Here is a 24,461-nt window from a genome sequence, read left to right as displayed (position 1 = left end):
AGTTACTTTCCTCCACTGTTCTGCCCGAACGGCAGTGCACCTGCTTGCATACTTCTTAGCTCCCTACGAATTAGTGCTGCATCAATACCATGCTCGGCAAGAAACTGAGCTGCAATACTATGGGGTTCTTCTGCAAGCCCAATTAGTAAATGCTCAGTTCCTATCCAATCCTCTTTTGCCTGTCTGCTTTCATCAAAAGCTAGGTCTATTACGTGCTTTGCCTCAGCCGTAAGCTCAAGGCCATCGCTCAAGGTCTCCGAACCTCTCGACAGCCGCTTCATAATTTCGCTGCGCACCGTGCCAAGGTCAACACCTATGCGCTCAAGAATCCTGGCGGCAAGGCAATCCTCTTCTCTGACAAGCGCTAGAAGTAAATGTTCTGGACCTACATGGCTATAACCAAGCTTTCCTGCTTCTTCGAGCGCCAGAAAAACTGCTTTTTGTGCTTTCTGGGTAAGTTGCTTCCACATTTTTGTATCTCCTCTCAACAGAGCGGAAGTCTAATAAAATTAAACCTCCTGAAGGGTTTCGCTAAGTATATCCACAGCGGTATCAACATGTTCCTTTTTGACAATTAAAGGTGGGAGAAATCTCAAAATGCTTTCGCCAATCGAATTGAGTATTAATCCTTTTTCTAGGCATTTAGTTGCCACTTTGGGTGCACCCTTGCGCGCTAGCGTCATTCCAATCATTAGACCAACGCCTCGTATTTCGATGATATCATCCCGTCTTGATTTAAGTTCTTCCAACCGGTCCTTAAAATAAACCCCTACTTCCGCCGAGTTTTGAACCAAACCTTCTTCATCAATTTCGCGCAATGCAGCGATTGCAGCGGCACAAGCCAATGGATTCCCACCAAAAGTTGAAGAATGATTACCCGGCTGAAATCCGGTGGCAACGATATCAGACGCTAGACATGCACCTATTGGGAAACCACCTCCCAGGGTCTTTGCCAACGTCATGATATCTGGCATTATGCCATAATGCTGAAAACCAAACCACTTTCCAGTTCTACCTAGCCCAGTTTGAATCTCATCTAGTATCAAGAGCAATCCTAACTCATCGCAAAGTTTTCTTATGCCATGCAGATACTCAAGGGTAGCAGGAAAAACGCCCGATTCGCCCTGTATGGGCTCGAGCATTATCGCACATGTCTTCTCAGAAATTGCTGCCTTCAGCGCTGTGAGGTCATTAAATGGCACGTATTTGAACCCAGGAACCAATGGTTCGAATCCCTGATGGTACTTCGGCTGTCCTGTTGCAGTTACGGTAGCAAGAGTTCGTCCATGAAAAGACCCCTCTGTTGTTATGATCTCGTATTTATCTTCACCACAGTTCTCTTTCGCCCACTTTCGGGCAAGCTTTATAGCTGCTTCATTCGCTTCCGCACCGCTATTGCAAAAAAACGCCTTACCCAAGCCTGAGAGCTCAACTAACCGCTTTGCAAGAACTGCTTGTTGGGGTATGTAGTATAGGTTGCTCACATGCATGAGCGTTCCAGCTTGCTCCCTAATAGCCGACACAACGGCTGGTGGACAATGGCCCAAACCATTTACTGCGATACCTGCAAGAAAGTCTAGGTATTCTTTTCCTTCAGCATCCCAAACTTTTATTCCTTCACCACGTACAAATGCAACTGGCAACCGCCCGACAAAGCGCATCATATACTTGGCATCCATTTCAATCGCAGTCTTTGTATCCATATCTAGCATCGCCATTCCACTTACCCTTTCCTATCTTCTAAACACAAAGAGACAGAGCAAAAGGCTCCGTCCCTTCGACGCATCCAGGCCGGTATGCGGTTTTTGAGCAATCCGGCGTTTTCATGCTAATTCACAGTTGCTATTGTAGTCTATTGTACTCCTATTCTTGCACAAAAGTCAATCACATTAGAACCGCATGTGCAATTGAGTCACAAACACCAACTGGTAAAGCTAGGTAATCATAGTGCCAATGCCAGTGTCAGTAAATATCTCCATCAGGAGCGCATGGGGTAGCGTGCCATCAATAATATGTGCGCGTTCGACGCCGCCTGATAACGCCATAAGGCATGCCTCCAGCTTTGGAATCATTCCTTTGTCAACCTTGCCTGTCCGAATCATTTCCTTGGCTTCTGATGCCGAAAGCTCCGAAATAAGGCTGGTTTTGTCGCTGAAGTCACGGTAAACCCCTGTTACGTCTGTTAGAATGATTAGCTTTGCCGCCTCAAGCGCGCCGGCTAGCTCCCCAGCCGCGTGGTCTGCATTCAAATTATATGTTTCCCAATCTCTACCTACCGCAATAGAGGATACTACTGGTATATATCCCTCATGAATTAGGGTTTCAATGATCTCGGTATTTATTTCTACAATTTTGCCAACGTATCCGAGGTCAGCATCTTCAATCTGAGCCTTTTCAGCTACCATAAGATTCCCATCCTTGCCGCTCAAGCCAACAGCCTTGCCCCCCTGCGAATTGATAAGTGAGACAATGCTCTTGTTTGTTTTTCCAGTAAGAACCATCTCGACGATTTCCATCGTCTCTGCATCGGTAACACGAAGCCCCTTGATAAAGCTCGGCTTTTTGCCCATTCGCTCCATTAATTCGGTAATCTCAGGACCGCCACCATGGACAAGTACAGGACGCATGCCTACATAATGCATAAGGACTATGTCCTTCATCACGCCTTGTTTAAGCCTTTCGTCCACCATCGCATTGCCGCCATATTTAACGACGATGGTCTTGCCATAGTATTGCCTGATATATGGAAGAGCCTGGACGAGAATTTCTGCTTGTTCAGCGCTAGCGCTCATTTTTTTCTCCATAACCATTAAACCCCGGTTTCACCACACTTTCAATAACCAAAAATCATGTAGAATTTTAAGTGTGATATTCTGCATTGATTTTGACGTAATCGTACGAAAGATCGCAAGTCCATACAGTAGCAGACCAATTTTCACTGCCTACGTTCAAAGTTATCAATACATCTTTTCCAGACAGATATTTGCGTGCTTCAGCCTGCGAAAAAATTACAGGCTCTCCGTTTTCAATGATTAAGATATCGCCAAAATACAAGCTGACTACATTGGGGTCGAATTCAACACCTGCTCTTCCTGCTGCTGCTATAACTCGGCCCCAATTTGGGTCGCAACCGAACATTGCCGTCTTAACAAGCGGAGAGTTAGCTATTGTTTTAGCAATTTGCCGGCAGTCCTTATAAGATTTCGCGCCTTTGACCGTTACGCTGACTGCCTTCGTGGCGCCTTCGCCGTCTGCTGCAATTTGGCGAGCAAGTTGAATTGTGACAGCATCAAGGTGTTGTTGAAAAACTTGAAAAACTTCACTCTCGGCATTAATTACTGAATTTCCAGCTGCTCCATTCGCAAGAATAAATACGCTATCATTTGTGCTTGTGTCGCCATCGATGGTAAGGCAGTTGAACGAGATTTCAGTTGAACGAGATAATGCTATCTGAAGCATTGTGGGTGTAATAGCAACATCGGTGGTAAGGAATGCAAGCATTGTTGCCATATTTGGACATATCATGCCTGCACCTTTCGCAATGCCGCCTATTGTCGCCCTCACCCCACCGATATCAAACTCAACTTCGGCTTCCTTTGGACGAGTATCGGTGGTCATAATCGCCCGAGCCACATTCGCTCCGCAGTTCTTGCTCAAACTTGAGACTGCCAAATCAATGCCATTTATTATTTTTTGGATTGGCAGACGCCGTCCAATGACGCCAGTGGACGCAACAAACACATCTTCCTCCGGCACGTCCAGTCGGCATGCCACCTCGGCAATCATACGCCTGGCATCCTCTATTCCGACCTTACCAGTACATGCATTTGCATTGCCACTATTTGCGACAATTGCCCGAGCGGTTGCCCTAGGAATTCGCGAAATGCATACTTGAACCGGAGCGGCTTTAAATATGTTTTTTGTAAAGACACCAGCTATCGAAGCAGGTTGTTCCGAAACTATGAGTGCCAAATCCTCGCCTTTTTCTTTGATTCCAGCGCGCACTCCTGCTGCTAAGAAACCCTTTGGCTTGGTTATTGAACTAGGATATTCTATCATGGAAACATCGCCGGACGATCAAGCGCAGTCTTTTCGTCAAAACCACACATCAGGTTCATATTTTGCACGGCTTCGCCTGCCATGCCTTTGACTAGATTGTCAATAGCAGAAATCACAACTACACGCCCTGTCCTTTCGTCGGCTTTTAAACCAATCTGGCAAAAGTTCGAACCATATGTGTTTTTCGTTGCTGGATATTCGCCCGCATTTAGGACTACAACGAAGTAATCATTTGCATAATGTTGCCTGTAGATGTCAACGAGGTTTTCTGTTGTCATACTAGTGTCAAGAAGCCGAGCATACGCGGTTGTAAGAATACCTCTAGTGATTGGCACTAAGTGGGGCGTGAATGATATAGTTACTTGGCATCCAACAATCGAACTAAGCTCCTGTTCAATTTCAGGGGTATGTCTATGGACACCAACATTATATGGCTTCATGCTCTCGTTAAGCTCAGGAAAGTGGAAGTCGAGTTTATGAGCCATGCGCCCTGCACCTGAAGCACCAGTTTTCGAATCCACAATGATTGTATCTGCGTCCACAAGCTTCTCTTTTAGCAGAGGCATCAGAGCCAAGATTGCACCCGTTGGAAAGCAACCAGGGTTGGCAATCAATTTCGCCTGGGCAATTTGACTTCGATGGAGTTCTGGCAACCCGTAAACCGCTTGCTGAATCAATTCGGGTGATTCATGCTTAATTTTATACCACTGCTCATAATTTTCAGGGTTGCGAAGTCGGAAGTCTGCGCTCAAATCAATAACTTTGATGCCAGCATCAAGAAATCGCCTGGCATGTTTCATTGCCCACCCGGGATGTTGAGCAATAAAAAGTATGTCACATTGCTCGATTGCTGTGGTTGGATTATATACCTCGCAATTTGCGTCAAGGATGCCTCTAAATCCTGGACACACATCTGAAACGCGCATAGGCTTTTCAAGCTCTGAACATAAATATGTTAGCTTGACATGTGGGTGATTAGTAAGAATTCGTACAAGCTCGCCGCCGCCGTATCCTAATGCTCCAATTATACCTACTCTTACCATTTCATAATCTTTCTGAGATGAAGATAGATGCTAAAGAAAATGCGGATAGTGAAATGATACCACACGAACGCCGTTTTATCAACAAGAAGAAGGATTCGTCGCTTGCCATATTCGGAGAGTTATGATCTTCGGGCAGCAACAAGGGTATTATAATAGAGAGGTTTTGTTAGAAGATTATCGATAGCAACTCCTCCTCGCGATGATGATGAATGGATGAATAAACCATTGCCAATGTAAATACCGCAGTGATCAATCGCGCCACCTTTGCATGCAAAGTAAAGCCGGTCGCCAGGTTGGAGGTTGCTTGCATTGACAGGAACGCCTACATTTGCTTGCTCCCGTGCTGTACGAGGGAGTTCAATACCGTGGCTTGCGAAGACAGCTTTAACAAAACCGGAGCAGTCCAATCCATTCCAAGAGTAGCCACCCCATTGATAGGGGATGCCAAGGTACTTAAGCGCTGTATTAACAATTTTAGGGCCAAGTCCATTTGGAAGGTTCTTCTGGCCAACGACATTGTAATTTAGAAGGCTTACTTTGCTCTTTTCAATCCAGCCTGTACTGCCATCAATCATCAGGACACCATACCAGTTGGGGCTATCAGCGACGATTGCAAGATATGAACCCTTGGGGCAAGTAAATAGCTGATATCCTTTCTTTGTAGGAGCGCGCATGATATTTGCACTTGCCGCCCTGACAACTCCCACTCGACCGATTACGACCTCCTTATTTGTGGTTTGCCGTGCACTTAGAACTCTTGCCTCATATTTTGCTGAGTTCTCTCTAGTAGCGCCGAGTGTCTCGTGGTTCAAACGAAGATTATCCTTCTGCTCCTCAGCAGGAGGATCAAGGGTAATGGTAAGCTGTCCATCGGCATATCCATTGCCGATTATTAGGAGTGCTGAAAAGGCAAAGTAGAATATGATATTTTTTGCCAACAGTTCAATTCTCCTCATAAGCAAAGAAACATTTTCAGTTTATAGTATACCAGCTTAAAATTGGATGTAAGCGCTGCCTTTCAAATTATCGGCTTGGTTGAGGTATGAACTTTAGCAAGTACAAGTGCTAGATGCATTTGAAATATAGCACATCACTCCTTAACATGCAAATGGGGCGAGACCTCGGTTCTGTAAATCGTTTAACTCATTACAAAAGCCGATGCTTCGCCCCTTAATTCGCAGCCGAATCTTTTCTATTGCAAGAAACGGCCAGATATTTTAACGCTTCGAGAACTGGAATCCGCGGCGCGCACGCTTCCTGCCGTACTTCTTGCGCTCCTTTACTCTTGGATCGCGTGTGAGGAAGCCCATTCTCCTCAACAAAGGCCGCAGTTCCGGATCAGCAACAACGAGAGCTTTAGAGATGCCATGTCTGATTGCTCCCGCCTGGCCGGAAATGCCGCCGCCAAGCACATGTGCTATGACGTTATATTTCCCGGCGACATCCACAGCTTCCAACGGCTGTCGGATGATCATTTCGAGAGTCTTGCGCCCGAGGTACTCGGCGGCCGGACGGCCATTTATGGTTATAATGCCCTCACCAGGCGTTAACCATACTTTTGCCGTTGCGTTTTTTCTATGGCCTGTCGCGTAGTATTTAACCTGCTCTACCAAGACTGTGTTTCCTCCTAAATCTCAAGCGCCTCTGGCTTTTGTGCCTCATGAGGATGTTCGGCGCCTCGATAAACTTTGAGTTTTCTAAAAATTCTCCTGCCTAGTGCATTATGTGGAAGCATCCCTTTAATCGCTCTTCTGATAAGCTGCTCTGGCTTCTCAGAAAGCATTTTGCCATAAGTCGTGCTCTTTAAGCCTCCTGGATAACCCGAATGCCAATATATTGGCTCGCCCGCCTTTTTGCCAGTTAGGACTACTTTTTCTGCATTTATAATGATTACATGGTCTCCGGTGTCTACATGCGGCGTAAAGATTGCCTTATGCTTGCCACGCAAGATCTTTGCCACTTGAGAAGCAAGACGACCGAGTGGCTTCCCAGCAGCATCGACTACGTACCACGTTCGTTGTATTTCCTGCGGCTTTGCCGTGTAGGTTTTCATGCAAATCCTCCCGAAATTATAACGAATAAAAATGCAAAAACTTTTTAATAATCCACTTTAACCAAAAACAACCCTTGCGGCGGCGCTGTTAAACGCACTGCTTGTCGATTTCTAGCTGCCAAAATCTCAACTATCCCTTCTACAGGAAGCACTTCCTGACCAACTTCGACCAGCGTACCTACGATAGCGCGCGCCATGCCTCTTAAAAATGCATTCGCTTTGATTTTAATAAGAACCAGATCTTTTTGCCGCCAGATACGACATTCCCAGAGATTTCGGATAGTGCTCCCACTAGCCTTATCAGGCATCCCAAACGAAGCAAAGTCGTGAATGCCAATAAGCTTTTGCGCGGCGGCAATCATTTTCTCAATGTCCAGCGGTTGAATTATCTGCCAAGTATATCGCTCAAGTAACGCGGATGGTATCTCACGGTTTAGAATTGAATACACATATGTCCGCGCCTTTGCCGAATACCTAGCATGAAATTCATCCGAGACTTGCTCGACTGTCTTTATCCTAATATCTTTCGGCAGTATGCCATTGAGTGCGGGGCGGAACCTGTCTATCGGTATGGTGCCCCCAGCACGAAAACTGATTACTTGCCCTGTTGCATGGACTCCCGCATCAGTTCGACCTGCTCCAATAACTCTAACCGGCTCGTTAAGGAGCTCGCCGAGAGCAGCTTCAAGTTCTCCTTGAACTGTGCGTACCTTCGGCTGCTTTTGAAATCCGAAGAAATCGGTACCGTCGTAATCTATGACAGCCTTGATATTGCGCACGACGTGTGCCTTGTTTAGCTAACTTCGCCGTTTCCTACTCAGTAGCAAGCTCTATTTTAACCATTGGAGCAGCATCGCCCCGTCGGAAACCAAGCTTTGTAATTCTGGTATAGCCCCCAGGTTTCTCGGCAACTTTGGGAGCCACATTATCAAAAAGCACTTTGACCAGATTTTCGTCGTTCAGCCATCTGCGAGCCTGCCGTCTAGCATGCAGGCTGTCGGTCTTCGCAATTGTTATTACCTTTTCTGCTATGCTTCGCAGGTCTTTTGCGCGAGCTTCTGTTGTCTGGATTTCTCCGCGCTCGATAAGAGCACGCAGAAGACTCTTAAGTAGAGCCATTCTTTGGTCGCTAGGTAATCCAAATTTTCTCCATGCTACTCTATGTCGCATTTTAAAAACATTCCCTTTCCAAGAACGCTAAGGCTGGACTACATTCCCAAGTTATTCTGATTAGTACTCAGCTTCAGCCTCCTCGCCTTGTTCCGATTCTATATCGTCGGTTGCCGATTCACCGCCTACCTTTTTGAGACTTAAGCCCATCTGTGCAAGCTTTTCTTTTACCTCTGCGAGCGATTTCTTACCGAAGTTCCTGATGCCCATTAAATCTTGTTCACTAATCTGTACTAGCTCGCCAATTGTCATAATATTTGCTTTCTTAAGGCAGTTATATGTCCGAACTGAGAAGTCTAGTTCCTCAATTCTTACATCTCTGACCGCAGGCTGGGCTTCATCACCGACTATTCCTTGAGTTTCAAGCGATTCGGTTCCTGCTCCTCCTGCAAAGTCTCTAAACAACCGAATATGTCGCTCAAGTATCTCTGCAGACTTGCCGAGAGCATCTTTCGGCGAAATTGCCCCGGTTGTCCAGATCTCTAATATGAGACGCTCGAAGTCTGTTCTGTGGCCTACTCTTGTTGGCTCCACAATAAAATTCACTTTTCTAACAGGAGTAAACGCAGCTCCGACTGGAATTACGCCGATTGTTGACTTGATTCTCTCATGTTTTTCAGGCAGTACATATCCTTTGCCAAGCTCCACGGTCATCTCCATAGAAAGACTAGCCGATTCGTCGCTGATGGTTGCTATGTGGAGCTCTGGATTAACAATTTCAACCTCGGCAGGCGTGCGAATATCGGCACCGGTAACTTCTCCTGCACCTTTTACATCAATCCATATTGTCTTAGGCTCTGGTCTACCCGCTCCATCATGGTGGAGCTTTATATGAAGGTCTTTCAGGTTCAGAAGAAGCTCCGTTGTGTCTTCCTTCACACCCGGTATTGTCGAGAATTCGTGCAATACCCCCTCGATTTTAACGGAGGTAATAGCCGCACCGGGGATGGATGACAGTAATATGCGCCGGAGCGAGTTGCCTAAGGTTGTTCCAAATCCTCGCTCCAGAGGTTCGACCAGGAATTTGCCATATGTATCTGTCTGAGACAAAGCCTCTATGCGCGGCGTAATTGCTTCCATATCTTCATCTCCATTATCTTGAATAGAACTCGACGATTAGTGTTTCATCAACCTGAGTGTCTATCTCTTCGCGAGTAGGTAATCGTAGCACCCTACCTTTTTTTGCTTCCGCGTCGAGTTCGAGCCATGGTGGTACCCTGCCCGCAGTTGCTTGAAGAGATTCCACGATGGGAATAATATCCTTACTTTTCGGCTTCACTTCGATGACATCGCCTGGTTTGACAAGATAGGAAGGCGTATTAACCTTTTGTCCGTTAACCAGGAAATGTCCATGGCTTACGAGTTCACGGGCCATTGCTCGAGAAGATGCGAATCCTAGTCTGTAAACCACGTTGTCAAGCCTTGACTCCAGCAACTGGAGCAATGTTTCGCCAGTAACACCCCTCCTGCGTATAGCCTCTTTGATATAGATTCGAAGTTGTGTCTCTCTGACGCCATAGATTCTGCGCAACTTTTGTTTTTCTCTAAGCTGAGCTCCATACTCTTTTATCTTGCCTGGACGTGTCTGGCCATGCTGGCCGGGAGGATAGCTTCTCCTTTCAAAAGAACACTTTCTTGAATAGCAACGCTCGCCTTTCAAGAAAAGCTTCATGCCTTCCCGACGACACATCCTGCAAACAGCTCCAGATGTAACAGCCATTGTCTATCTTCTCCTAAACTCTTCGCCTCTTGGGTGGTCTGCACCCATTATGTGGAATAGGCGTAACATCTTTGATCGAGCTAACATCCAGTCCAACTGCCTGTAATGAACGAATTGCAGTCTCTCGACCTGAGCCTGGGCCTCGAACATAAACGTCAACTCGCTTAACTCCATGTTCCATTGCTTTACGGGCACATGACTCCGCCGCCATCTGCGCTGCAAATGGCGTACCTTTTTTTGTACCTTTGAAACCAACAGTACCCGCGGAAGCCCAAGCTATAACCTCACCCTTAGTATCGGTGATAGAAACGATTGTATTATTGAATGTCGATTTGATATGGGCGATCCCTTGAGCAATGTTTTTCTTTTCTTTTGGTTTGCCTTTTGCGGCTGCTGCCTTTTTAGCCACGCCCGGGATACCTCCTTATTTCTTCTTCCTCTTGACTCCGACGGTTCGTCGCGGGCCCTTGCGGGTGCGTGCGTTTGTGCTGGTTCTCTGCCCTCTTACCGGCAAGCCACGACGGTGTCTTAGCCCTCGATAGCAACCAATCTCCATGAGACGCCTTATATTCATTGACACCTGCCGCCGAAGGTCTCCTTCTACGCGGTATTCGCGTTCAATAACTTCCCTGAGTTTGCTAACCTCGGACTCCGTTAAGTCGCGTACTCGCGTACTTGGCTCGACGCCCGTCTGTTCCAAAATCTTGCGGCTGCTAGAAGGCCCAATGCCATAAATATAAGTGAGCGCCACGTCAACCCGCTTATCGCGGGGTAGATCTACACCTGCTATTCTAGCCAAACTTTACACCTCCACCTACCCTTGCCGCTGTTTATGCTTGGGATTTACACAAATCACCCGCACAACACCTTCGCGTCGGATTATTTTGCATTTGTCGCAAATTTTTTTCACAGAAGCTCTAACTTTCACTATCTGCCTCCATTTGCTTGTTCTTTCTGCTTTTCTTTCAACAAAGCCGGCGCAGATTTTTTATTATACATAAAAACTAGTCTTTTATCAAGGTCTGCTCTGTTTATTTTAACGCAGGGATTTCTTCCCCTTCGCGCAAAGTAAGAATGTCTGGTCCCTTTGATGTAACTGCGACAGTATGCTCGAAATGAGCCGAAAGGCTTCTATCTTTCGTTACTATCGTCCATTGATCTTGGAGGCTTTCTACCTGGTAGCCTCCTGCGTTCAGCATTGGCTCAATGGCCAAAGTCATGCCTTCCTCCAAACGCGGTCCCCGCCCTGGACGGCCAAAGTTCGGCACTTGCGGATCCTCGTGCATGCTTCGACCGATACCATGGCCAACTAAATCACGAACAACCGAGAAGTTATTCTTTTCAGCGTGCTCTTGGATTGCTGCTGAAATATCAGTAAGTCTATTACCTACCCGTGCCTTTGCAATCCCACAGAATAGGGCTTCCCTCGTGACCCTTATCAACTTCGCAGCTAGCGGAGAGATTTCGCCTACGCCTACAGTTATCGCCGAATCGGCATGATAGCCTTCCACGATAGCGCCAATGTCAATTCCGACTATATCACCTTCTTTAAGTACTCTTGGGCCAGGTATCCCATGAACCACTTCTTCATTTACTGCAACACATATCACCGCTGGGTAGCCACGATAACCCTTAAACGATGGTATAGCGTTCCATTTCTCTAGAATTGAAGCCGCTAGTTTATCAAGATCGGCAGTGGTAGTTTTGTTTGGGATTATTGAAGCCTCAAGCTGCGCTAGTGCAGCTGCAACTACCCGCCCAGCTCGGCGCATTTTTTCGATTTCTTGCTTTGTCTTAATTATTATCATGCCAACCGGCTTAGATGGACTGCGCTGAAAGGCTGTGGGCCTGTCTTATTGGCGTATAATATAACCACCGATAAAACCCGGGTCCGAACTATGCACTTTTAAACATCACCACTTCCAAGAATCTCTTCAACCCTGGCAAATATCTCTTGAACCGCTCCTACTGCTTTTACTGTCTTCAAAATGCTTTTTCGGCGGTAGTAATCAATCAATGGTTCTGTCTGCTTTTTATAGACCTGCAGCCTCCTGCGCACGGCTTCTGGTTCGTCGTCAGGTCGGGTTGCTAACCTACCACCGCATTTGTCGCAAATCCCATCCTCTTTCCCAGAGGTTAGATTATTAACATTGTATACCGCACCGCATTTCTCGCAAACACGACGCCCGCTTATTCTGCGAACTATTTCTTCTTCATCAACTTCGAAACAAAGAACAGCATCCAATTCTTGGTTGCGCTTACGAAGCTCCTCATCGAGCGCTTCTGCCTGAACTACCGTTCGCGGAAATCCGTCAAGCATGAATCCGTTTTGGCAATCAGGCTGTTGAATGCGCTCTACTACAATGCCAATCACGATTTCATCCGGCACTAGTTCGCCCTTTTGCATATACTCCTGGGCCTTACGTCCTAGTTCCGTGCCTTGTTTTACTGCTTCTCTTAGAATATCTCCTGTTGAGATATGCGGTATTTTATATTTTTTAGAAATAAGCGACGCCTGCGTGCCTTTACCTGCTCCGGGCGGTCCCAATAATACTAATCTCATTTACTTAATGAATCCCTCGTAATGCCTCATGAGAAGCTGGGCTTCCATGGCTTGCACAGTCTCAAGTGCCACACCGACTACAATCAGAAGTGATGTACCACCAACTAAGTAGAATGTCTGTATCCCTGTAAGCTGAGGCGCCCAATATTGGAGCAGAGCAATAATACACAAGAAAATCGCGCCTCCTAGCGTTATTCTCGACATTACACGGTCAAGGTACTCTAGCGTCGGCTTCCCAGGTCTGATTCCAGGTATAAATGAACCATATTTCTTCATATTTTCGGCAACTTCAGGCACATTGAACTGCACAGCCGTGTAGAAATACGTGAAGAATATGATAAGGGCGGCATAAACGATTGCTGCCCAGATGCTCGCACCAGGTGAGAATAAATTAGCTATATACCTAACCGTTTCTCCGAACCTTCCGCTACCTGCAAATTGCGCAATGGTAGCGGGAAACATCTGTATCGAGATTGCAAAGATGATAGGGATAACGCCCGCAGAGTTTACCCGCAGTGGCATGTACGAAGTTGCCCCGCCATATACTTTGTTGCCAACGACTCTTTTTACGTGCTGAATAGGTATTTTCCTCTGCGCTTGCTGAACGGCAACAATTCCCACAACGGTTCCAATGAACAATACTATCAGTGCCACGACTTTCGGAATTGGGTATGCCCCGCCTTGAATCATTTCTATTGTGCTCATTATTTGCGGCGGCAAGCTAGCCACAATTCCAACGAAAATCATCAACGACACACCATTGCCGATACCCTTATCCTGAATCTGTTCGCCCATCCACATTAGGAATGCCGTTCCTGCTGTAAGGGTTACAACGATCTGGACAAAGTGCCACGGTGTCGCCTGAAGAATACCAATACGCTGGAGCATACTGTTCATTCCTGCAGCCTGAAATGCCGCCAAGACGACTGTAAGATAGCGAGTATACTGCGCTATCTTTTTCCTTCCATGCTCTCCTTCTTTTGCCATAGCCTCGAGGCTAGGTACAGCAACCGTCAGGAGCTGCATTATAATAGACGCGTTAATGTAGGGCGCAATTCCCATAGCAAGTATTGTATACTTCTTCAACGCGCCGCCTGAAAACACGTCAACCATTCCCAGCAAGCCGCCTTGCTGGAAAAGTTCCGCCATTTTTTCGCGGTCAATACCTGGAACAGGTATGTGCAGTCCAATAACAAAGACTGCGAACATACCAAACACGAATAATATTCGCCTCCGCAGGTCAGGAAGCTTAAATGCTGCGACAATGGATTGGAGCAATTAAATTACCTCCGTTGTTCCACCTTTGGCTTTGATTTTTTCTTCAGCTGTTTTGCTAAAATGGTGTGCACGCACCGTTATTGCTCTATCAATATCTCCTCGCCCCAAAACCCGAACGCCATCTTTAAGATCTTTTATTATCCCTTTTTCCAGAAGAAGCTCTGGCGTTATGGTGTCTTCGCTTAGCTTTGCCAATTGGTCTAGATTAACGATGGCGTATTCTTTTTTGAATATGTTTGTAAAACCACGGCGCTGGGGTAGCCTGCGATGTAGAGGAGTCTGGCCTCCCTCGAAGCCCAGGCGTATTTTTCCTCTAGCCTTTTGACCTTTCGTTCCTTTTCCCGCAGTCACTCCATGACCCGAGCCTATTCCCCTTCCAACGCGCTTCCGCCTGTGGACGGCGCCAGGTGCTGGCTTTAGCTCACTTAGTCTCACTTTCTTTGCCTCCTACCGCATCATTTTCAACCGGCTCTACTTCCACAAGATGAATAACCCTCTTAACCATTCCGCGAATCTGCGGATTATCTGGTTTTATAGTTGACGAGTTTAGCCGTCTGAGACCTAGCGCCGTCAGGGTCCGCCGCTGTTTTTCACTATAGCCTATAGGACTCTTTCTTAGAGTAATTTTAATCATTTGACTCGTCCTCCGAAGCAGCTAACATTGCTTCTTCTTTCTCCTCACTTGCCGTCTCGAAGCTAGGGGTTGTTTCAGTAGCAGCCATTACAGCTAGAACACCCTTCGGAAGAAGTTCTTCGATAGACTTGCCCCTCATTTGGGCAACCTGCTCGGCTCTTTTGAGCTTTCGCAGGCAGTCTATTGTTGCTCTTGCAGTGTTTATGGCGTTTGGTGAACCTAATGATTTTGCCAATGCATCACGAATGCCCGCCACTTCGAGGATTGGCCGTACCGCCCCTCCCGCTACAATGCCAGTACCTGGAGACGCCGGCTTTAGAAGTACCATTGACGCACCGGCTTGTCCTATCACATCATGAGGGATTGTCGTGCCAACCAATGGAATTTCTATTAGGTTCTTTTTCGCATCCTCAACGCCTTTGCGTATAGCGTCAGGAACGGCACGTGCTTTGCCTAAGCCTAAGCCAACATGGCCTTCTCCATCACCAACCACTACCAGAGCATTCCAACTGAGGGTGCGACCCCCTTTATGAGTTTTCTGGACCTTATTTGTCCGAATAACCCGCTCCTCCAGGTTCAGCTTATCTGCTTCGATTCTCGGCATAAAATCCTCCTAGAATTCCAATCCGCCTGCTCTCGCAGCCTCCGCCAGGCTTTTCACCCTGCCGTGATACTTATAGCCACCGCGATCGAAAACCACTTTCGTGATCTTCTTTTCTTTGGCACGCTGTGCTAGCAACTCGCCAACGGCTTTCGCTGCTTCTACAGTTCCCCCACTCTTGATCTTTTCCTTAATTTCTTTGTCTAGTGTGGACGCTGAGACTAGCGTTTGGCCTTTTGTATCATCAATGATTTGAGCATATATATTGTAGAGGCTACGGAAGACATTCAATCTAGGGCGTTCAGGCACACCCGTAACGCGCTTCCTTATTCGCTCGTGTCTCTTAAGGCGCATTAACTGCTTTTTATTCATATAGTTAAATACCTCCACTAAGCGCCCTTGCCGCTCTTTCCGACTTTACGACGCACAACTTCTGTTGCATATCTAATACCTTTGCCCTTGTAAGGCTCAGGCTTGCGTATCCGACGAATATCGGCTGCCTGTTGGCCAACAACTTGCTTGTCTATCCCGCGTACGGTAATGACTGGTATTCTGGTCTCACGACCCTCATATTGCACTGATGTTTGGCCAACCTCAAAAGAAATCCCTGGCCTCGGCTCAACGATAACTGGGTGCGAGTAGCCGACTTGTATGCTCAAATTCTTACCTACCAACTCTGCGCGGTAGCCGGTTCCGTAGATGTGCAGGACTTTCTCGAAGCCTTTTGTTACGCCTTCAACCATGTTGGCAATCAATGTTCGAGTAAGCCCATGAAGCGACCTGTGCATCCTATCGTCTGAGGGCCGACGCACAACAATACTTTTGTCTTCTATCGCTACATCCATATCAGGATGAATTCTTTGCGATAAAGTTCCTTTGGGTCCGGTTACCGTAACTACATTGTCCGTTATATCTACTTTGACCCCTTCCGGGATTGGAATGGGCATCTTGCCAATTCTAGACATCCTAAGCCCTCCTACCAGACATAGCACAAGACCTCGCCGCCCACTCCTAACCTTCTGGCCTCGCGGTCGGTCATTATACCCTTCGACGTGCTGATTATTGCTATGCCCAGACTGCCAAGAACTCGTGGGATTTCTCCCTTTTTTGCATATATTCGCAAGCCTGGTTTGCTCACGCGCTTCAGGTTCGTAATGACTTTTTCCTTTCGAGGGCCATATTTTAGGTGAACTTTTATTAGGTCATGTGTCTGGCCCTTAACTATTTCATAGCTTTTGATAAATCCTTCGGATTGCAGAATTTTGACTATCTCCAGGTTCATTTTCGACATATCAACTTCGGTACTTTCGTGACCTGCTGCATTTGCATTTCGAATCCTGGTTAGCATATCTGCAATTGGATCGGTAATTGACATAAGTTTCCTCCATGTGCCCTGTGCGCAACTTTTCGAATGCTAGCTGTCAATGCCGAACAACTTACCAAATCTACTCCGAGCTCACCAGCTGGATTTGGTTACGCCAGGGATGACTCCCTTATGAGCCAATTCTCTAAAGCAAATCCTACAAATGCCGAATTTTCGCATGTATCCGCGCGGTCTACCGCATACGCCGCACCTATTATACTTGCGAACTTTGAATTTCGGCGTCTTCTTAGCTTTTTCAATAAGTGCCTGTTTTGCCAACTAGCTCCTCCTTATTGACTACTCTTCTTTCTCTCGCTCTTTCTTGCGTTGCTCGATTATTTGCTGAGCAATATGCGCTGGCACTTCCTCATAGTGCGAGAACTCTGTTTTAAATGTGCCCCTTCCTCTCGCAATAGAGCGCAAATCAATTGCATATCTTAACATTTCCGCCTGCGGCACTATGGCGCGCACCCTCTGTTTACCACCTGGAAGTGGTTCCATGCCAGAAATGCGCCCACGTTTCCCGTTTAAATCACCGATGACGTCGCCCATATATTCCTCAGGTATTACGACCTCTACATTCAACATTGGCTCTAGCAACACCGGTGACGCTTTCTCCGCTGCATTTTGGAAAGCGAGACTGCCTGCCAACTTAAACGCCAGTTCGGAGGAGTCAACCGTGTGGAATGAGCCATCATAAACTGTAGCCCGCACGTCCACAACCGGATACCCTGCCAAAATGCCTCGCTCCATTGCTTCTCGCACACCTTTTTCGACGGCAGGTATGTATTGCTTCGGGATTGCGCCACCGACTATCTTGTCTACGAATTCGAATCCCTTGCCTCTTTCCAAAGGTTCTATCTCTATCCAAGCATCGCCGTATTGCCCTCGGCCACCTGTTTGTTTCTTGTGTTTCCCTTGAGCCTTTGCTGCTACTTGAATCGTCTCTCGGTAGGGCACTTTTGGTAGCTGCGTTTCGACCTCCACACCGAACTTTCTCTTGAGTCGGTCCACGATTATCTCTACATGGGTTTCGCCAAGACCCGAAACCAGTGTTTGAGATGTCTCAGGATCGCGATGGTAGTGGAATGTCGGATCTTCGTCAGCCAATTTTGCCAATCCGGTACCAAGCTTGTCCTCGTCGGCTTTTGTTTTTGCCTGAATTGCCACAGAATAGACCGGTGGCGGAAATTCTATTGGCTCATAAACAATTGGATTCGCCTTATCGCACAAGGTGTCGCCAGTGCTTGTTTCAGAAAGTTTGGCGACCGCTGCTATGTCGCCGGCGTGAACTTCCGCGGCAGGAATTTGATTTTTGCCTCTAAGGAAATAAACTTGCCCTATACGCTCTTCTATGCCTTTGCTTGAATTGAAAGCATGCGAATCCGACTTCAATATGCCGGAGTACACCTTAAAATACGTTAACTTTCCCACATATGGGTCTGCCAGTGTTTTAAATACAAGTGCCGAGAATGGCTCAGCATCCGAAATCTTTCGTTCGACTTCGGCATTCCTTTGCGGGTCCTTACCTTTGGCAGGCGGCATATCACCAGCCGCCGGGAAGTATTGGACCATGCTATCCAGAAGAGTTACTGAACCAATATTCTTTAGCGCTGACCCGCAAAATACTGGAACCAGCTTGCCTGCTCTGATTCCCAAGCGAACGCCTAGCGCAATTTCCTCATTTGTAAGTTCTTCGCCTTCAAGGTACTTAGTTACAAGCTCATCTTCGTTTTCTGCAGCAGCTTCAACCAAAGTCTCGCGGAACTTTGCAGCAGCCTCGGCCATATCACTTGGAATTTCACCCACAGAAGCTTGGCTACCAGCACCGGTGATTGCTTTCATGCTAATAAGGTCTACAACTCCCTTAAACGTATCTTGAGAACCAATCGGCAGATTCAAAGGTACAACCCGGGAACCGTAGCGAACCTTTAATGCCTCGTAGACGGCGTAAAAGTCTGCGTTTTCGCGTTCCATTTTGTTGATAAAAAACGCTCTGGGAATGCCATATTCGTCGGCGAAATCCCATGCCGTTTCCACGCCTACTTCGATGCCTGAGACTGCGCAAACAACTATGACCACAGCATCAGATACTCTTAACGCACCTTTTACGTCGCCAACGAAATCAGCATATCCTGGTGTGTCAATCAAGTTGACCTTGACGTTCTTCCACTCGCAGGGCGCCATTGTTGCGTTTATACTAATCTTGCGCTTTACCTCATCCGGGTCATAATCAGAAGTGGTTGTTCCATCATCTACTTTGCCAAGCCTGTCTATTGCCCCTGAGGTAAAAAGTAAGGCCTCAGTTAAAGAGGTCTTTCCGCAACCTCCATGCCCCACAAGTCCTATATTTCGGATAGCGTCCGCCTTATATGTTTTCACGTGATCCTCCTAACGCTCCCTGAATGGCATTCCCATAAGTTTTAATAAAGCGCGAGCTTCCTCGTCTGTTTTGGCAGTCGTCACTATTATGATGTCCATTCCTCGCACTTTATCTACTTTGTCATAGTCTATCTCTGGGAAGACCAATTGTTCTTTTAGTCCTAAGGCAAAGTTTCCGCGTCCATCAAACGAGTCTGGTGAAACTCCGCCGAAGTCTCGAACCCTCGGGAGAACGACATTCAACAGTCTGTCCAGGAACTCATACATGCGGTCGCCCCTAAGGGTAACCTTTGCCCCTATTCGCATTCCTGCGCGGATTTTGAAATTAGCTATGGATTTCTTTGCTTTCGTAACCACAGGGCGCTGACCTGTAATTAGAGAAAGGTCTTGAACAGCCCCATCAAGTAGCTTTGGCTCCTGAACAGCCTGCCCAACACCCATATTTATTACAATTTTTTCTATTCTAGGAACCTCCATGATGTTCTTGTATCCAAACTGCTTCATCATGGCAGGCACTACTTCTTTTTTGTAATACTCTTTCAAACGCGCCATTGTCTGGTGCTCCCTTATACCATATCTATGATTTCGCCACACTTCTTGCAGGCTCTTACTCGCTTGTTATCTTCAGCAATTGTATGTCCTACGCGAGTAGGTTTACCACATCGAGGGCAGATGAGCATAACCTTTCCCACTGCTAGTGGCGCAGGCTTCTGAATTCTACCGGTCTGCGTCTGCGGCGTTGCTCGCGTTGTCCTTCTTGGCCGCTGATGTCTCGTTACAATGTTGACGCCGTCAACTATGACTTTGCCTTCCCTTGGAAAGGTATGGATTACCTTTCCCCTTGCGCCTTTATCTTTGCCAGCCAATATTACAACTTCGTCGCCTTTTTTGATTTTGATGCCCATCTTTATCTCCCCTACAGTACTTCCGGAGCAAGGGATATAATTTTCATAAAGTTCTTTTCTCGAAGCTCCCTGGCTACCGGCCCAAAAATCCTTGTGCCACGCGGCTCATTTTGGTTTGTAATAACAACAGCCGCATTGTCGTCAAATCGCAGATACGAACCATCTGGCCGACGTATTGGTTGCTTTGTCCTAACGATAACTGCCCTAACGACATCGCCCTTCTTCACGGCGGCCCCAGGGGTCGCCGACTTTACGGTTCCAATTATTATGTCGCCGACATTTGCAAACTGATTGTTCGAACCTTTGAGCACTCGAATGCACATGATCTCGCGCGCACCCGAGTTGTCTGCTGATTTTAAGCGAGTATAAGGTTGAATCATTTTGCCTTCTCCAGAATTCGTGCAACTCTCCAGCGCTTTTCACGACTCAGCGGGCGAGTCTCCGCTATTTCTACAAGGTCACCAACGCTACACTCATTTGTCTCATCGTGAGCTTTTACCTTTTTTGTTCGCCGAATTATGCGTCCGTAAAGGGGGTGACGAATTGCAGACTCGATAGCAACAACGACGGTTTTATCCATCTTGTCGCTTATAACACGCCCGCTTCTTACTTTGCGCCGACCTCTCTGCTTTTCCATATCTTACTAGCGTCCTTTCTCGGCTTTGAGCTCTCGCTCTCGCAGAATTGTCAGTATGCGAGCGATATTCTTGCGTATTTCTCTAATCCGCATGGGATTCTCCAATTGCTTTGTAGCAGCATCACGCCTTGTCAAAAAGAGGTTTTTCCTCTCATCTTGAAGCATGCGCTGCAACTCAGCTTCAGTGCTCTGTCGAAGTTGATCCCTATACTGTGCCCGCTTCATAAACTTCTCCGTAGTCTTTCTTTGTTACAAATTTTGTTGCGATTGGGAGTTTGTGAGAAGCCAATCTCATTGCTTCCTTTGCCAATTCTTCACTCACGCCTGCCATTTCAAATAAGATGCGCCCGGGTTTGACAACTGCAACCCAATACTCAGGTGCGCCTTTTCCACTTCCCATTCGAGTTTCCGCAGGCTTTTTTGTTACTGACTTATCTGGAAATACTCTTATCCAGATCTGGCCGCCCCTCTTGATGTGCCTAGTCATCGCGATTCGGGCAGCCTCGATTTGGTTGCTTGTTAACCAACAAGATTCTAAGGCCTGAAGACCATATTCACCAAAGTTTAGGGTAGTGCCGCCTTTTGCCTTGCCAGCCAACGAACCACGTTGCATTTTTCGATGTTTGACTTTTTTGGGCATTAACATTTTGAGCTACTCTCCTTCTTCGGAACGTGCAGCACGTTTGCCGCCGCGCCGTGGACGACTCTCAACACGCTCTTCGCTTCTTTGCTCTTCTCTTCCTACGCTTAATGGCATGGTTTCGAGTGTCTTAGTCGTCTCTGTTTCAGCCTTTTGACCAGGAAGGATGTCTCCCCGATATATCCAAACCTTAACACCAATGTTGCCATAGGTGGTTCTTGCTTCGGTAAAGCCATAATCAATGTCGGCACGCAAGGTGTGAAGTGGTATCTTGCCTTGTTTGTCTGATTCGCTTCGAGCCATCTCTGCACCAGCAAGTCTGCCTGAAACTGTGACCTTGATGCCTTTTGCGCCCATTCTCATTGTTCGCAGCACGGCTTGCCGCATTGCTCTCTTGTACGAGACTCGCTTTTCAATTTGGGCGGCTATGCTTTCGGCTACTAATTGTGCATCTAGCTCAGGACGTCGGATTTCTTGAACGCTCACATGCACCTGTTTGCCTGTCATCTTCTCGAGTGCAAGCCTCAGTTCGTCAACGCCCTTACCGCCGCGGCCGATAATAATCCCTGGCCTCGCTGTGTGCAACGTGACCTTTATCCTATTAGCGGCACGCTCGATTTCTATTCTTGAGATGGCAGCGGCGAATAGTTTCTTCTTTATGTATCTACGAATTTGAATATCCTCAAGGAGATTAGCCGCGTACCCCTTATCGGCATACCACTTGCTTTCCCAATCTCGTATGACGCCGATTCTAAAACCTATTGGATGAACTTTCTGACCCAATCGTTTATCCTCCTTCGCTACTCCGTTGTCTCTTCGGCTTGCTCTTTCTTTTGGGCTTCCCGTTGAGCCCGCGGAGTAGCAGTTTCTGTAGCCTGTTTCTTCACACGCTGGGCAGGACTCCTCCGTTGCTTGGACGGCTTGGAAGCCGCTGCCTTCAGGCTCTCATCCTCCTCTAAAACAACAGTAATATGGCTTGTGCGCTTAAGTATTCGGTACGCTCGCCCCATTGCCCTTGGCCGAATGCGCTTCAGCGATGGCCCCTGGTCAACATAAGCACGAGATACCCGCAAGGCGTTTCTGTCAAGATTATAGTTGTGTTCGGCATTTGCTATAGCCGATTCAATTAAGCGAGCTATGTATCTTGCCGCTTCATTTGGTACAAATTTTAACAATGCTAGGGCTTCGCTTGCGGTCATACCCCGTATTGAATCCAACACATATCTAGCTTTTCTGGGTGTGACTCTTAAGTAACGCCCTACTGCTCTTGCCTCCATTTAAAACCTCCAATAACTTGCCAAACGATGAACCAAAGTTAACTTGGACTCCCACCCTCAAAACTTTAGGCAGCCCAAGCCTTGTCAGGCTTACTTCAATGCTGTTGACCTTTCAGTATGGCCACCGTGTCCTCTAAATGTCCTAGTTGCCGCAAACTCTCCCAGTTTGTGACCCACCATATTTTCGGTAATGAACACTGGCACATGTTTTCGTCCGTCGTGAACCGCTATCGTATGCCCTATCATTGAAGGAAAGATCGTAGAACGACGCGACCACGTTTTGATAATCCGCTTTTCGCCCTTGGCGTTCATTTCCTCAATTTTCTTCAAGAGCTTCGGATCTGCGTAAGGTCCTTTTTTTAAAGATCTCGCCATTTCTCGACCCCCTACTTCCTTCTCTTGACGATAAACTTGTCGGTTTCTTTGCGATGTCTAGTTTTTCGCCCTAAAGCTGGCTTGCCCCAAGGGCTCACGGGTGTCTTGCGCCCAACTGGAGACTTGCCTTCGCCACCACCATGCGGGTGATCTCTAGGCGTCATGGCTACACCCCGAACCGCCGGTCTGATACCCAGATAACGTGATTTGCCTGCTTTACCGAGCGAAATGTTTTCGTGTTCGACGTTGCCTACTTGTCCGATTGTGGCTTTAGCGGTAAGCAAAACTAGGCGTACTTCGCCCGATGGTAGCCGCAGGTGTGCATATTTGCCTTCTTTTGCCATGACTTGTGCGCCAGCACCTGCGCTACGCACGAGTTGGCCACCTTTGCCTGGTGTAAGCTCAATATTATGAACGATAGTACCAACAGGAATATTGCTTAACGGCAAAACGTTACCTGGTTTTATATCTGCAGTTGGGCTTGAGATTACGGTGTCTCCTACGTTCAAGCCCAGCGGCGCCAATATATAACGCTTTTCGCCATCGGCGTAGACAACTAGCGCTATACGCGCTGACCGGTTTGGGTCATACTCAATGCTAACAACCTTGCCCGGTATGCCTTCCTTATCGCGCTTGAAGTCTATCACCCTATAAAGACGCTTATGTCCTCCGCCTCTATGGCGAGCCGTGACGCGGCCAAGCGAATTTCGCCCTCCGCTTTTCTTTAGCGGCCGTGTCAGCGACTTTTCAGGTTCTTTTGCCGTTATTTCCTCAAAGGTAGGCACAATCTGAAACCTTTTGCCCGGTGATGTTGGTCTAAAACTCTTAACAGGCATTTGCAATTACATCCCTTCAAAAATTTCAATCTTTTGGCCCGGCTTCAATGTAACGATTGCTTTCTTCCAATCCGGCGTTTTGCCTTCAGGATAGCGGCCAAGCCTTTTCTTCTTGCCTTTAACGTTTATTGTATTCACATCCTGAACTTTGACATTGAATATTTGCTCGATTGCTCTCGCTATCTCGATTTTGTTCGCACGCCGGTTGACGCGAAATGTATACTTTCGCTGGTCCGTTCCAGCGATGCTTTTTTCCGTTACAATTGGGCGCTCTATTATCTGATAAGGATCTTTCATTTTATTTGAGCCTCCTGCAACTTGGCGAGCGCGGCTTTGGTAAAAATAAGAGTATCAGCATTCAAAATGTCGTACACTGAAATTGAAGGCGAGATACGCACAGCTACAGATGGGATATTCCTTGCTGACTTTATGATTGTCTCATCTGGTTCTGCAAGCACAAGCATGGTTTTCCCTGCGCCATCAAGAGCATCGAGAATTTCAACCATTTTCTTTGTGCTAATCTCATCCAACTTAATATCTTCTACTATTTTGATCCCGCCTTCAGCCAATTTGGCAGAAAGTGCCGAGCACATAGCCAGCCTTCGTACCTTTTTTGGCATATCAAGGTCATAATCCCTAGGATGGGGACCAAACACTACGCCACCATGCCGCCAATGAGGTGCGCGTATGCTCCCCTGCCTTGCACGTCCAGTACCTTTCTGCCGCCAGGGCTTTGCGCCACCGCCGCTGACCTCTGAACGTACTTTTGTGTCCGCCGTTCCCCTTCTAATTTTCGCAAGGTGAGCAATTACTGCCGCATGCACCACACTTTCGTTTGGCTCAACCTCGAAAATCTCAGGTGCCAAGTTTATTTTGCCTACCTCGGCGCCTTCGGTGTTAAGCACCGCTACCTCAGGCATTTTTG

The 24,461-nt window shown here is 47.2% G+C and carries 38 protein-coding genes; all 38 read right to left on the bottom strand.

Going from position 1 to position 24,461, the window contains the following annotated elements; all coding sequences use genetic code 11:
- Positions 1-2 precede the first annotated feature (2 nt).
- The 38 genes from K6T99_02370 to rplD all read right to left on the bottom strand — a co-directional run bounded on the left by K6T99_02370 (position 3) and on the right by rplD (position 24,456).
- The gene (locus tag K6T99_02370) at positions 3-470 is read right to left on the bottom strand and encodes a hypothetical protein (protein MCL6518655.1); all 468 of its coding nucleotides are present in this window, start codon (positions 468-470) and stop codon (positions 3-5) included.
- Between the two features lie 39 nt (positions 471-509).
- Positions 510-1,703, bottom strand: a complete 1,194-nt coding sequence (locus K6T99_02365; protein MCL6518654.1) for an acetylornithine transaminase — start codon at positions 1,701-1,703, stop codon at positions 510-512.
- A gap of 231 nt (positions 1,704-1,934) precedes the next feature.
- The gene (argB, locus tag K6T99_02360) at positions 1,935-2,792 is read right to left on the bottom strand and encodes an acetylglutamate kinase (protein ID MCL6518653.1); all 858 of its coding nucleotides are present in this window, start codon (positions 2,790-2,792) and stop codon (positions 1,935-1,937) included.
- A 67-nt stretch (positions 2,793-2,859) separates the two neighbouring features.
- Positions 2,860-4,059 carry a bifunctional glutamate N-acetyltransferase/amino-acid acetyltransferase ArgJ gene (gene argJ / locus K6T99_02355; protein MCL6518652.1) on the bottom strand — a complete coding sequence of 400 codons (1,200 nt, stop codon included), beginning with the start codon at positions 4,057-4,059 and terminating at the stop codon, positions 2,860-2,862.
- Entirely contained in the window at positions 4,056-5,102 is a 1,047-nt protein-coding gene (gene argC, locus K6T99_02350) for an N-acetyl-gamma-glutamyl-phosphate reductase (GenBank protein MCL6518651.1), read from the bottom strand. The genes argJ and argC overlap by 4 nt, the downstream gene beginning before the upstream one ends.
- Positions 5,103-5,221: 119 nt before the next feature.
- Positions 5,222-6,040, bottom strand: coding sequence for a C40 family peptidase (locus tag K6T99_02345; protein MCL6518650.1), 819 nt, complete (start codon positions 6,038-6,040; stop codon positions 5,222-5,224).
- Positions 6,041-6,319: 279 nt separating this feature from the next.
- Positions 6,320-6,715, bottom strand: coding sequence for a 30S ribosomal protein S9 (gene rpsI, locus K6T99_02340; GenBank protein MCL6518649.1), 396 nt, complete (start codon positions 6,713-6,715; stop codon positions 6,320-6,322).
- 14 nt (positions 6,716-6,729) lie between these two features.
- Positions 6,730-7,155, bottom strand: a complete 426-nt coding sequence (gene rplM / locus K6T99_02335) for a 50S ribosomal protein L13 (protein MCL6518648.1) — start codon at positions 7,153-7,155, stop codon at positions 6,730-6,732.
- A 44-nt stretch (positions 7,156-7,199) separates the two neighbouring features.
- Entirely contained in the window at positions 7,200-7,934 is a 735-nt protein-coding gene (gene truA / locus K6T99_02330; protein ID MCL6518647.1) for a tRNA pseudouridine(38-40) synthase TruA, read from the bottom strand.
- Positions 7,935-7,968: 34 nt separating this feature from the next.
- Complete coding sequence (rplQ, locus tag K6T99_02325) at positions 7,969-8,325, bottom strand: 50S ribosomal protein L17 (protein MCL6518646.1); 357 nt, start codon at positions 8,323-8,325, stop codon at positions 7,969-7,971.
- Positions 8,326-8,385: 60 nt separating this feature from the next.
- The gene (locus K6T99_02320; protein ID MCL6518645.1) at positions 8,386-9,405 is read right to left on the bottom strand and encodes a DNA-directed RNA polymerase subunit alpha; all 1,020 of its coding nucleotides are present in this window, start codon (positions 9,403-9,405) and stop codon (positions 8,386-8,388) included.
- Between the two features lie 13 nt (positions 9,406-9,418).
- Positions 9,419-10,045: a 30S ribosomal protein S4 gene (gene rpsD, locus K6T99_02315; protein MCL6518644.1), complete on the bottom strand. Its 627-nt coding sequence runs from the start codon at positions 10,043-10,045 to the stop codon at positions 9,419-9,421.
- A gap of 13 nt (positions 10,046-10,058) precedes the next feature.
- Positions 10,059-10,463 carry a 30S ribosomal protein S11 gene (gene rpsK / locus K6T99_02310; GenBank protein ID MCL6518643.1) on the bottom strand — a complete coding sequence of 135 codons (405 nt, stop codon included), beginning with the start codon at positions 10,461-10,463 and terminating at the stop codon, positions 10,059-10,061.
- Positions 10,464-10,469: 6 nt separating this feature from the next.
- Positions 10,470-10,844 carry a 30S ribosomal protein S13 gene (rpsM, locus tag K6T99_02305; GenBank protein MCL6518642.1) on the bottom strand — a complete coding sequence of 125 codons (375 nt, stop codon included), beginning with the start codon at positions 10,842-10,844 and terminating at the stop codon, positions 10,470-10,472.
- Positions 10,845-10,859: 15 nt separating this feature from the next.
- The gene (gene rpmJ / locus K6T99_02300) at positions 10,860-10,973 is read right to left on the bottom strand and encodes a 50S ribosomal protein L36 (GenBank protein ID MCL6518641.1); all 114 of its coding nucleotides are present in this window, start codon (positions 10,971-10,973) and stop codon (positions 10,860-10,862) included.
- Positions 10,974-11,076: 103 nt separating this feature from the next.
- A complete protein-coding gene (map, locus tag K6T99_02295; protein ID MCL6518640.1) occupies positions 11,077-11,853 on the bottom strand; it encodes a type I methionyl aminopeptidase in 777 nt (258 codons plus the stop codon).
- Positions 11,854-11,951: 98 nt separating this feature from the next.
- Positions 11,952-12,608: an adenylate kinase gene (locus tag K6T99_02290; protein ID MCL6518639.1), complete on the bottom strand. Its 657-nt coding sequence runs from the start codon at positions 12,606-12,608 to the stop codon at positions 11,952-11,954.
- Entirely contained in the window at positions 12,609-13,886 is a 1,278-nt protein-coding gene (secY, locus tag K6T99_02285; GenBank protein ID MCL6518638.1) for a preprotein translocase subunit SecY, read from the bottom strand.
- On the bottom strand, positions 13,887-14,321 hold the full coding sequence (gene rplO, locus K6T99_02280; protein MCL6518637.1) for a 50S ribosomal protein L15: 435 nt from the start codon (positions 14,319-14,321) through the stop codon (positions 13,887-13,889).
- Positions 14,308-14,520: a 50S ribosomal protein L30 gene (gene rpmD, locus K6T99_02275; protein MCL6518636.1), complete on the bottom strand. Its 213-nt coding sequence runs from the start codon at positions 14,518-14,520 to the stop codon at positions 14,308-14,310. Before rpmD ends, rplO begins: the two co-directional genes overlap by 14 nt.
- Entirely contained in the window at positions 14,513-15,124 is a 612-nt protein-coding gene (gene rpsE / locus K6T99_02270; protein ID MCL6518635.1) for a 30S ribosomal protein S5, read from the bottom strand. The genes rpmD and rpsE overlap by 8 nt, the downstream gene beginning before the upstream one ends.
- A gap of 9 nt (positions 15,125-15,133) precedes the next feature.
- Positions 15,134-15,493, bottom strand: a complete 360-nt coding sequence (rplR, locus tag K6T99_02265) for a 50S ribosomal protein L18 (GenBank protein MCL6518634.1) — start codon at positions 15,491-15,493, stop codon at positions 15,134-15,136.
- Between the two features lie 17 nt (positions 15,494-15,510).
- A complete protein-coding gene (rplF, locus tag K6T99_02260) occupies positions 15,511-16,086 on the bottom strand; it encodes a 50S ribosomal protein L6 (GenBank protein ID MCL6518633.1) in 576 nt (191 codons plus the stop codon).
- An 11-nt stretch (positions 16,087-16,097) separates the two neighbouring features.
- The gene (gene rpsH, locus K6T99_02255) at positions 16,098-16,496 is read right to left on the bottom strand and encodes a 30S ribosomal protein S8 (protein MCL6518632.1); all 399 of its coding nucleotides are present in this window, start codon (positions 16,494-16,496) and stop codon (positions 16,098-16,100) included.
- Between the two features lie 81 nt (positions 16,497-16,577).
- Positions 16,578-16,763 (bottom strand): type Z 30S ribosomal protein S14, encoded by a 186-nt coding sequence (locus K6T99_02250; GenBank protein MCL6518631.1) that lies wholly within the window; start codon positions 16,761-16,763, stop codon positions 16,578-16,580.
- A gap of 18 nt (positions 16,764-16,781) precedes the next feature.
- On the bottom strand, positions 16,782-18,866 hold the full coding sequence (gene fusA, locus K6T99_02245) for an elongation factor G (GenBank protein ID MCL6518630.1): 2,085 nt from the start codon (positions 18,864-18,866) through the stop codon (positions 16,782-16,784).
- Between the two features lie 9 nt (positions 18,867-18,875).
- Positions 18,876-19,418 (bottom strand): 50S ribosomal protein L5, encoded by a 543-nt coding sequence (gene rplE / locus K6T99_02240; protein ID MCL6518629.1) that lies wholly within the window; start codon positions 19,416-19,418, stop codon positions 18,876-18,878.
- A 14-nt stretch (positions 19,419-19,432) separates the two neighbouring features.
- Positions 19,433-19,765 (bottom strand): 50S ribosomal protein L24, encoded by a 333-nt coding sequence (gene rplX / locus K6T99_02235; protein ID MCL6518628.1) that lies wholly within the window; start codon positions 19,763-19,765, stop codon positions 19,433-19,435.
- A gap of 17 nt (positions 19,766-19,782) precedes the next feature.
- Positions 19,783-20,151 (bottom strand): 50S ribosomal protein L14, encoded by a 369-nt coding sequence (gene rplN / locus K6T99_02230; GenBank protein MCL6518627.1) that lies wholly within the window; start codon positions 20,149-20,151, stop codon positions 19,783-19,785.
- On the bottom strand, positions 20,148-20,408 hold the full coding sequence (gene rpsQ / locus K6T99_02225; GenBank protein ID MCL6518626.1) for a 30S ribosomal protein S17: 261 nt from the start codon (positions 20,406-20,408) through the stop codon (positions 20,148-20,150). Before rpsQ ends, rplN begins: the two co-directional genes overlap by 4 nt.
- 6 nt (positions 20,409-20,414) lie before the next feature.
- Positions 20,415-20,633, bottom strand: coding sequence for a 50S ribosomal protein L29 (gene rpmC / locus K6T99_02220; protein ID MCL6518625.1), 219 nt, complete (start codon positions 20,631-20,633; stop codon positions 20,415-20,417).
- Positions 20,614-21,054, bottom strand: coding sequence for a 50S ribosomal protein L16 (gene rplP, locus K6T99_02215; GenBank protein ID MCL6518624.1), 441 nt, complete (start codon positions 21,052-21,054; stop codon positions 20,614-20,616). The genes rpmC and rplP overlap by 20 nt, the downstream gene beginning before the upstream one ends.
- Before the next feature lie 6 nt (positions 21,055-21,060).
- A complete protein-coding gene (gene rpsC / locus K6T99_02210; protein ID MCL6518623.1) occupies positions 21,061-21,831 on the bottom strand; it encodes a 30S ribosomal protein S3 in 771 nt (256 codons plus the stop codon).
- A 17-nt stretch (positions 21,832-21,848) separates the two neighbouring features.
- A complete protein-coding gene (gene rplV, locus K6T99_02205) occupies positions 21,849-22,325 on the bottom strand; it encodes a 50S ribosomal protein L22 (GenBank protein MCL6518622.1) in 477 nt (158 codons plus the stop codon).
- Positions 22,326-22,415: 90 nt separating this feature from the next.
- On the bottom strand, positions 22,416-22,700 hold the full coding sequence (gene rpsS / locus K6T99_02200) for a 30S ribosomal protein S19 (GenBank protein ID MCL6518621.1): 285 nt from the start codon (positions 22,698-22,700) through the stop codon (positions 22,416-22,418).
- Positions 22,701-22,711: 11 nt separating this feature from the next.
- Positions 22,712-23,536 carry a 50S ribosomal protein L2 gene (rplB, locus tag K6T99_02195; GenBank protein MCL6518620.1) on the bottom strand — a complete coding sequence of 275 codons (825 nt, stop codon included), beginning with the start codon at positions 23,534-23,536 and terminating at the stop codon, positions 22,712-22,714.
- Positions 23,537-23,542: 6 nt separating this feature from the next.
- Complete coding sequence (gene rplW / locus K6T99_02190) at positions 23,543-23,833, bottom strand: 50S ribosomal protein L23 (protein MCL6518619.1); 291 nt, start codon at positions 23,831-23,833, stop codon at positions 23,543-23,545.
- On the bottom strand, positions 23,830-24,456 hold the full coding sequence (gene rplD / locus K6T99_02185; GenBank protein MCL6518618.1) for a 50S ribosomal protein L4: 627 nt from the start codon (positions 24,454-24,456) through the stop codon (positions 23,830-23,832). The genes rplW and rplD overlap by 4 nt, the downstream gene beginning before the upstream one ends.
- Positions 24,457-24,461 lie beyond the last annotated feature (5 nt).

The organism is Armatimonadota bacterium, assembly GCA_023511795.1.
In the GTDB taxonomy this organism is placed as follows: Bacteria; Armatimonadota; UBA5829; order DTJY01; family DTJY01; genus JAIMAU01.
This window is presented reverse-complemented; position numbering and strand designations above follow the sequence as displayed.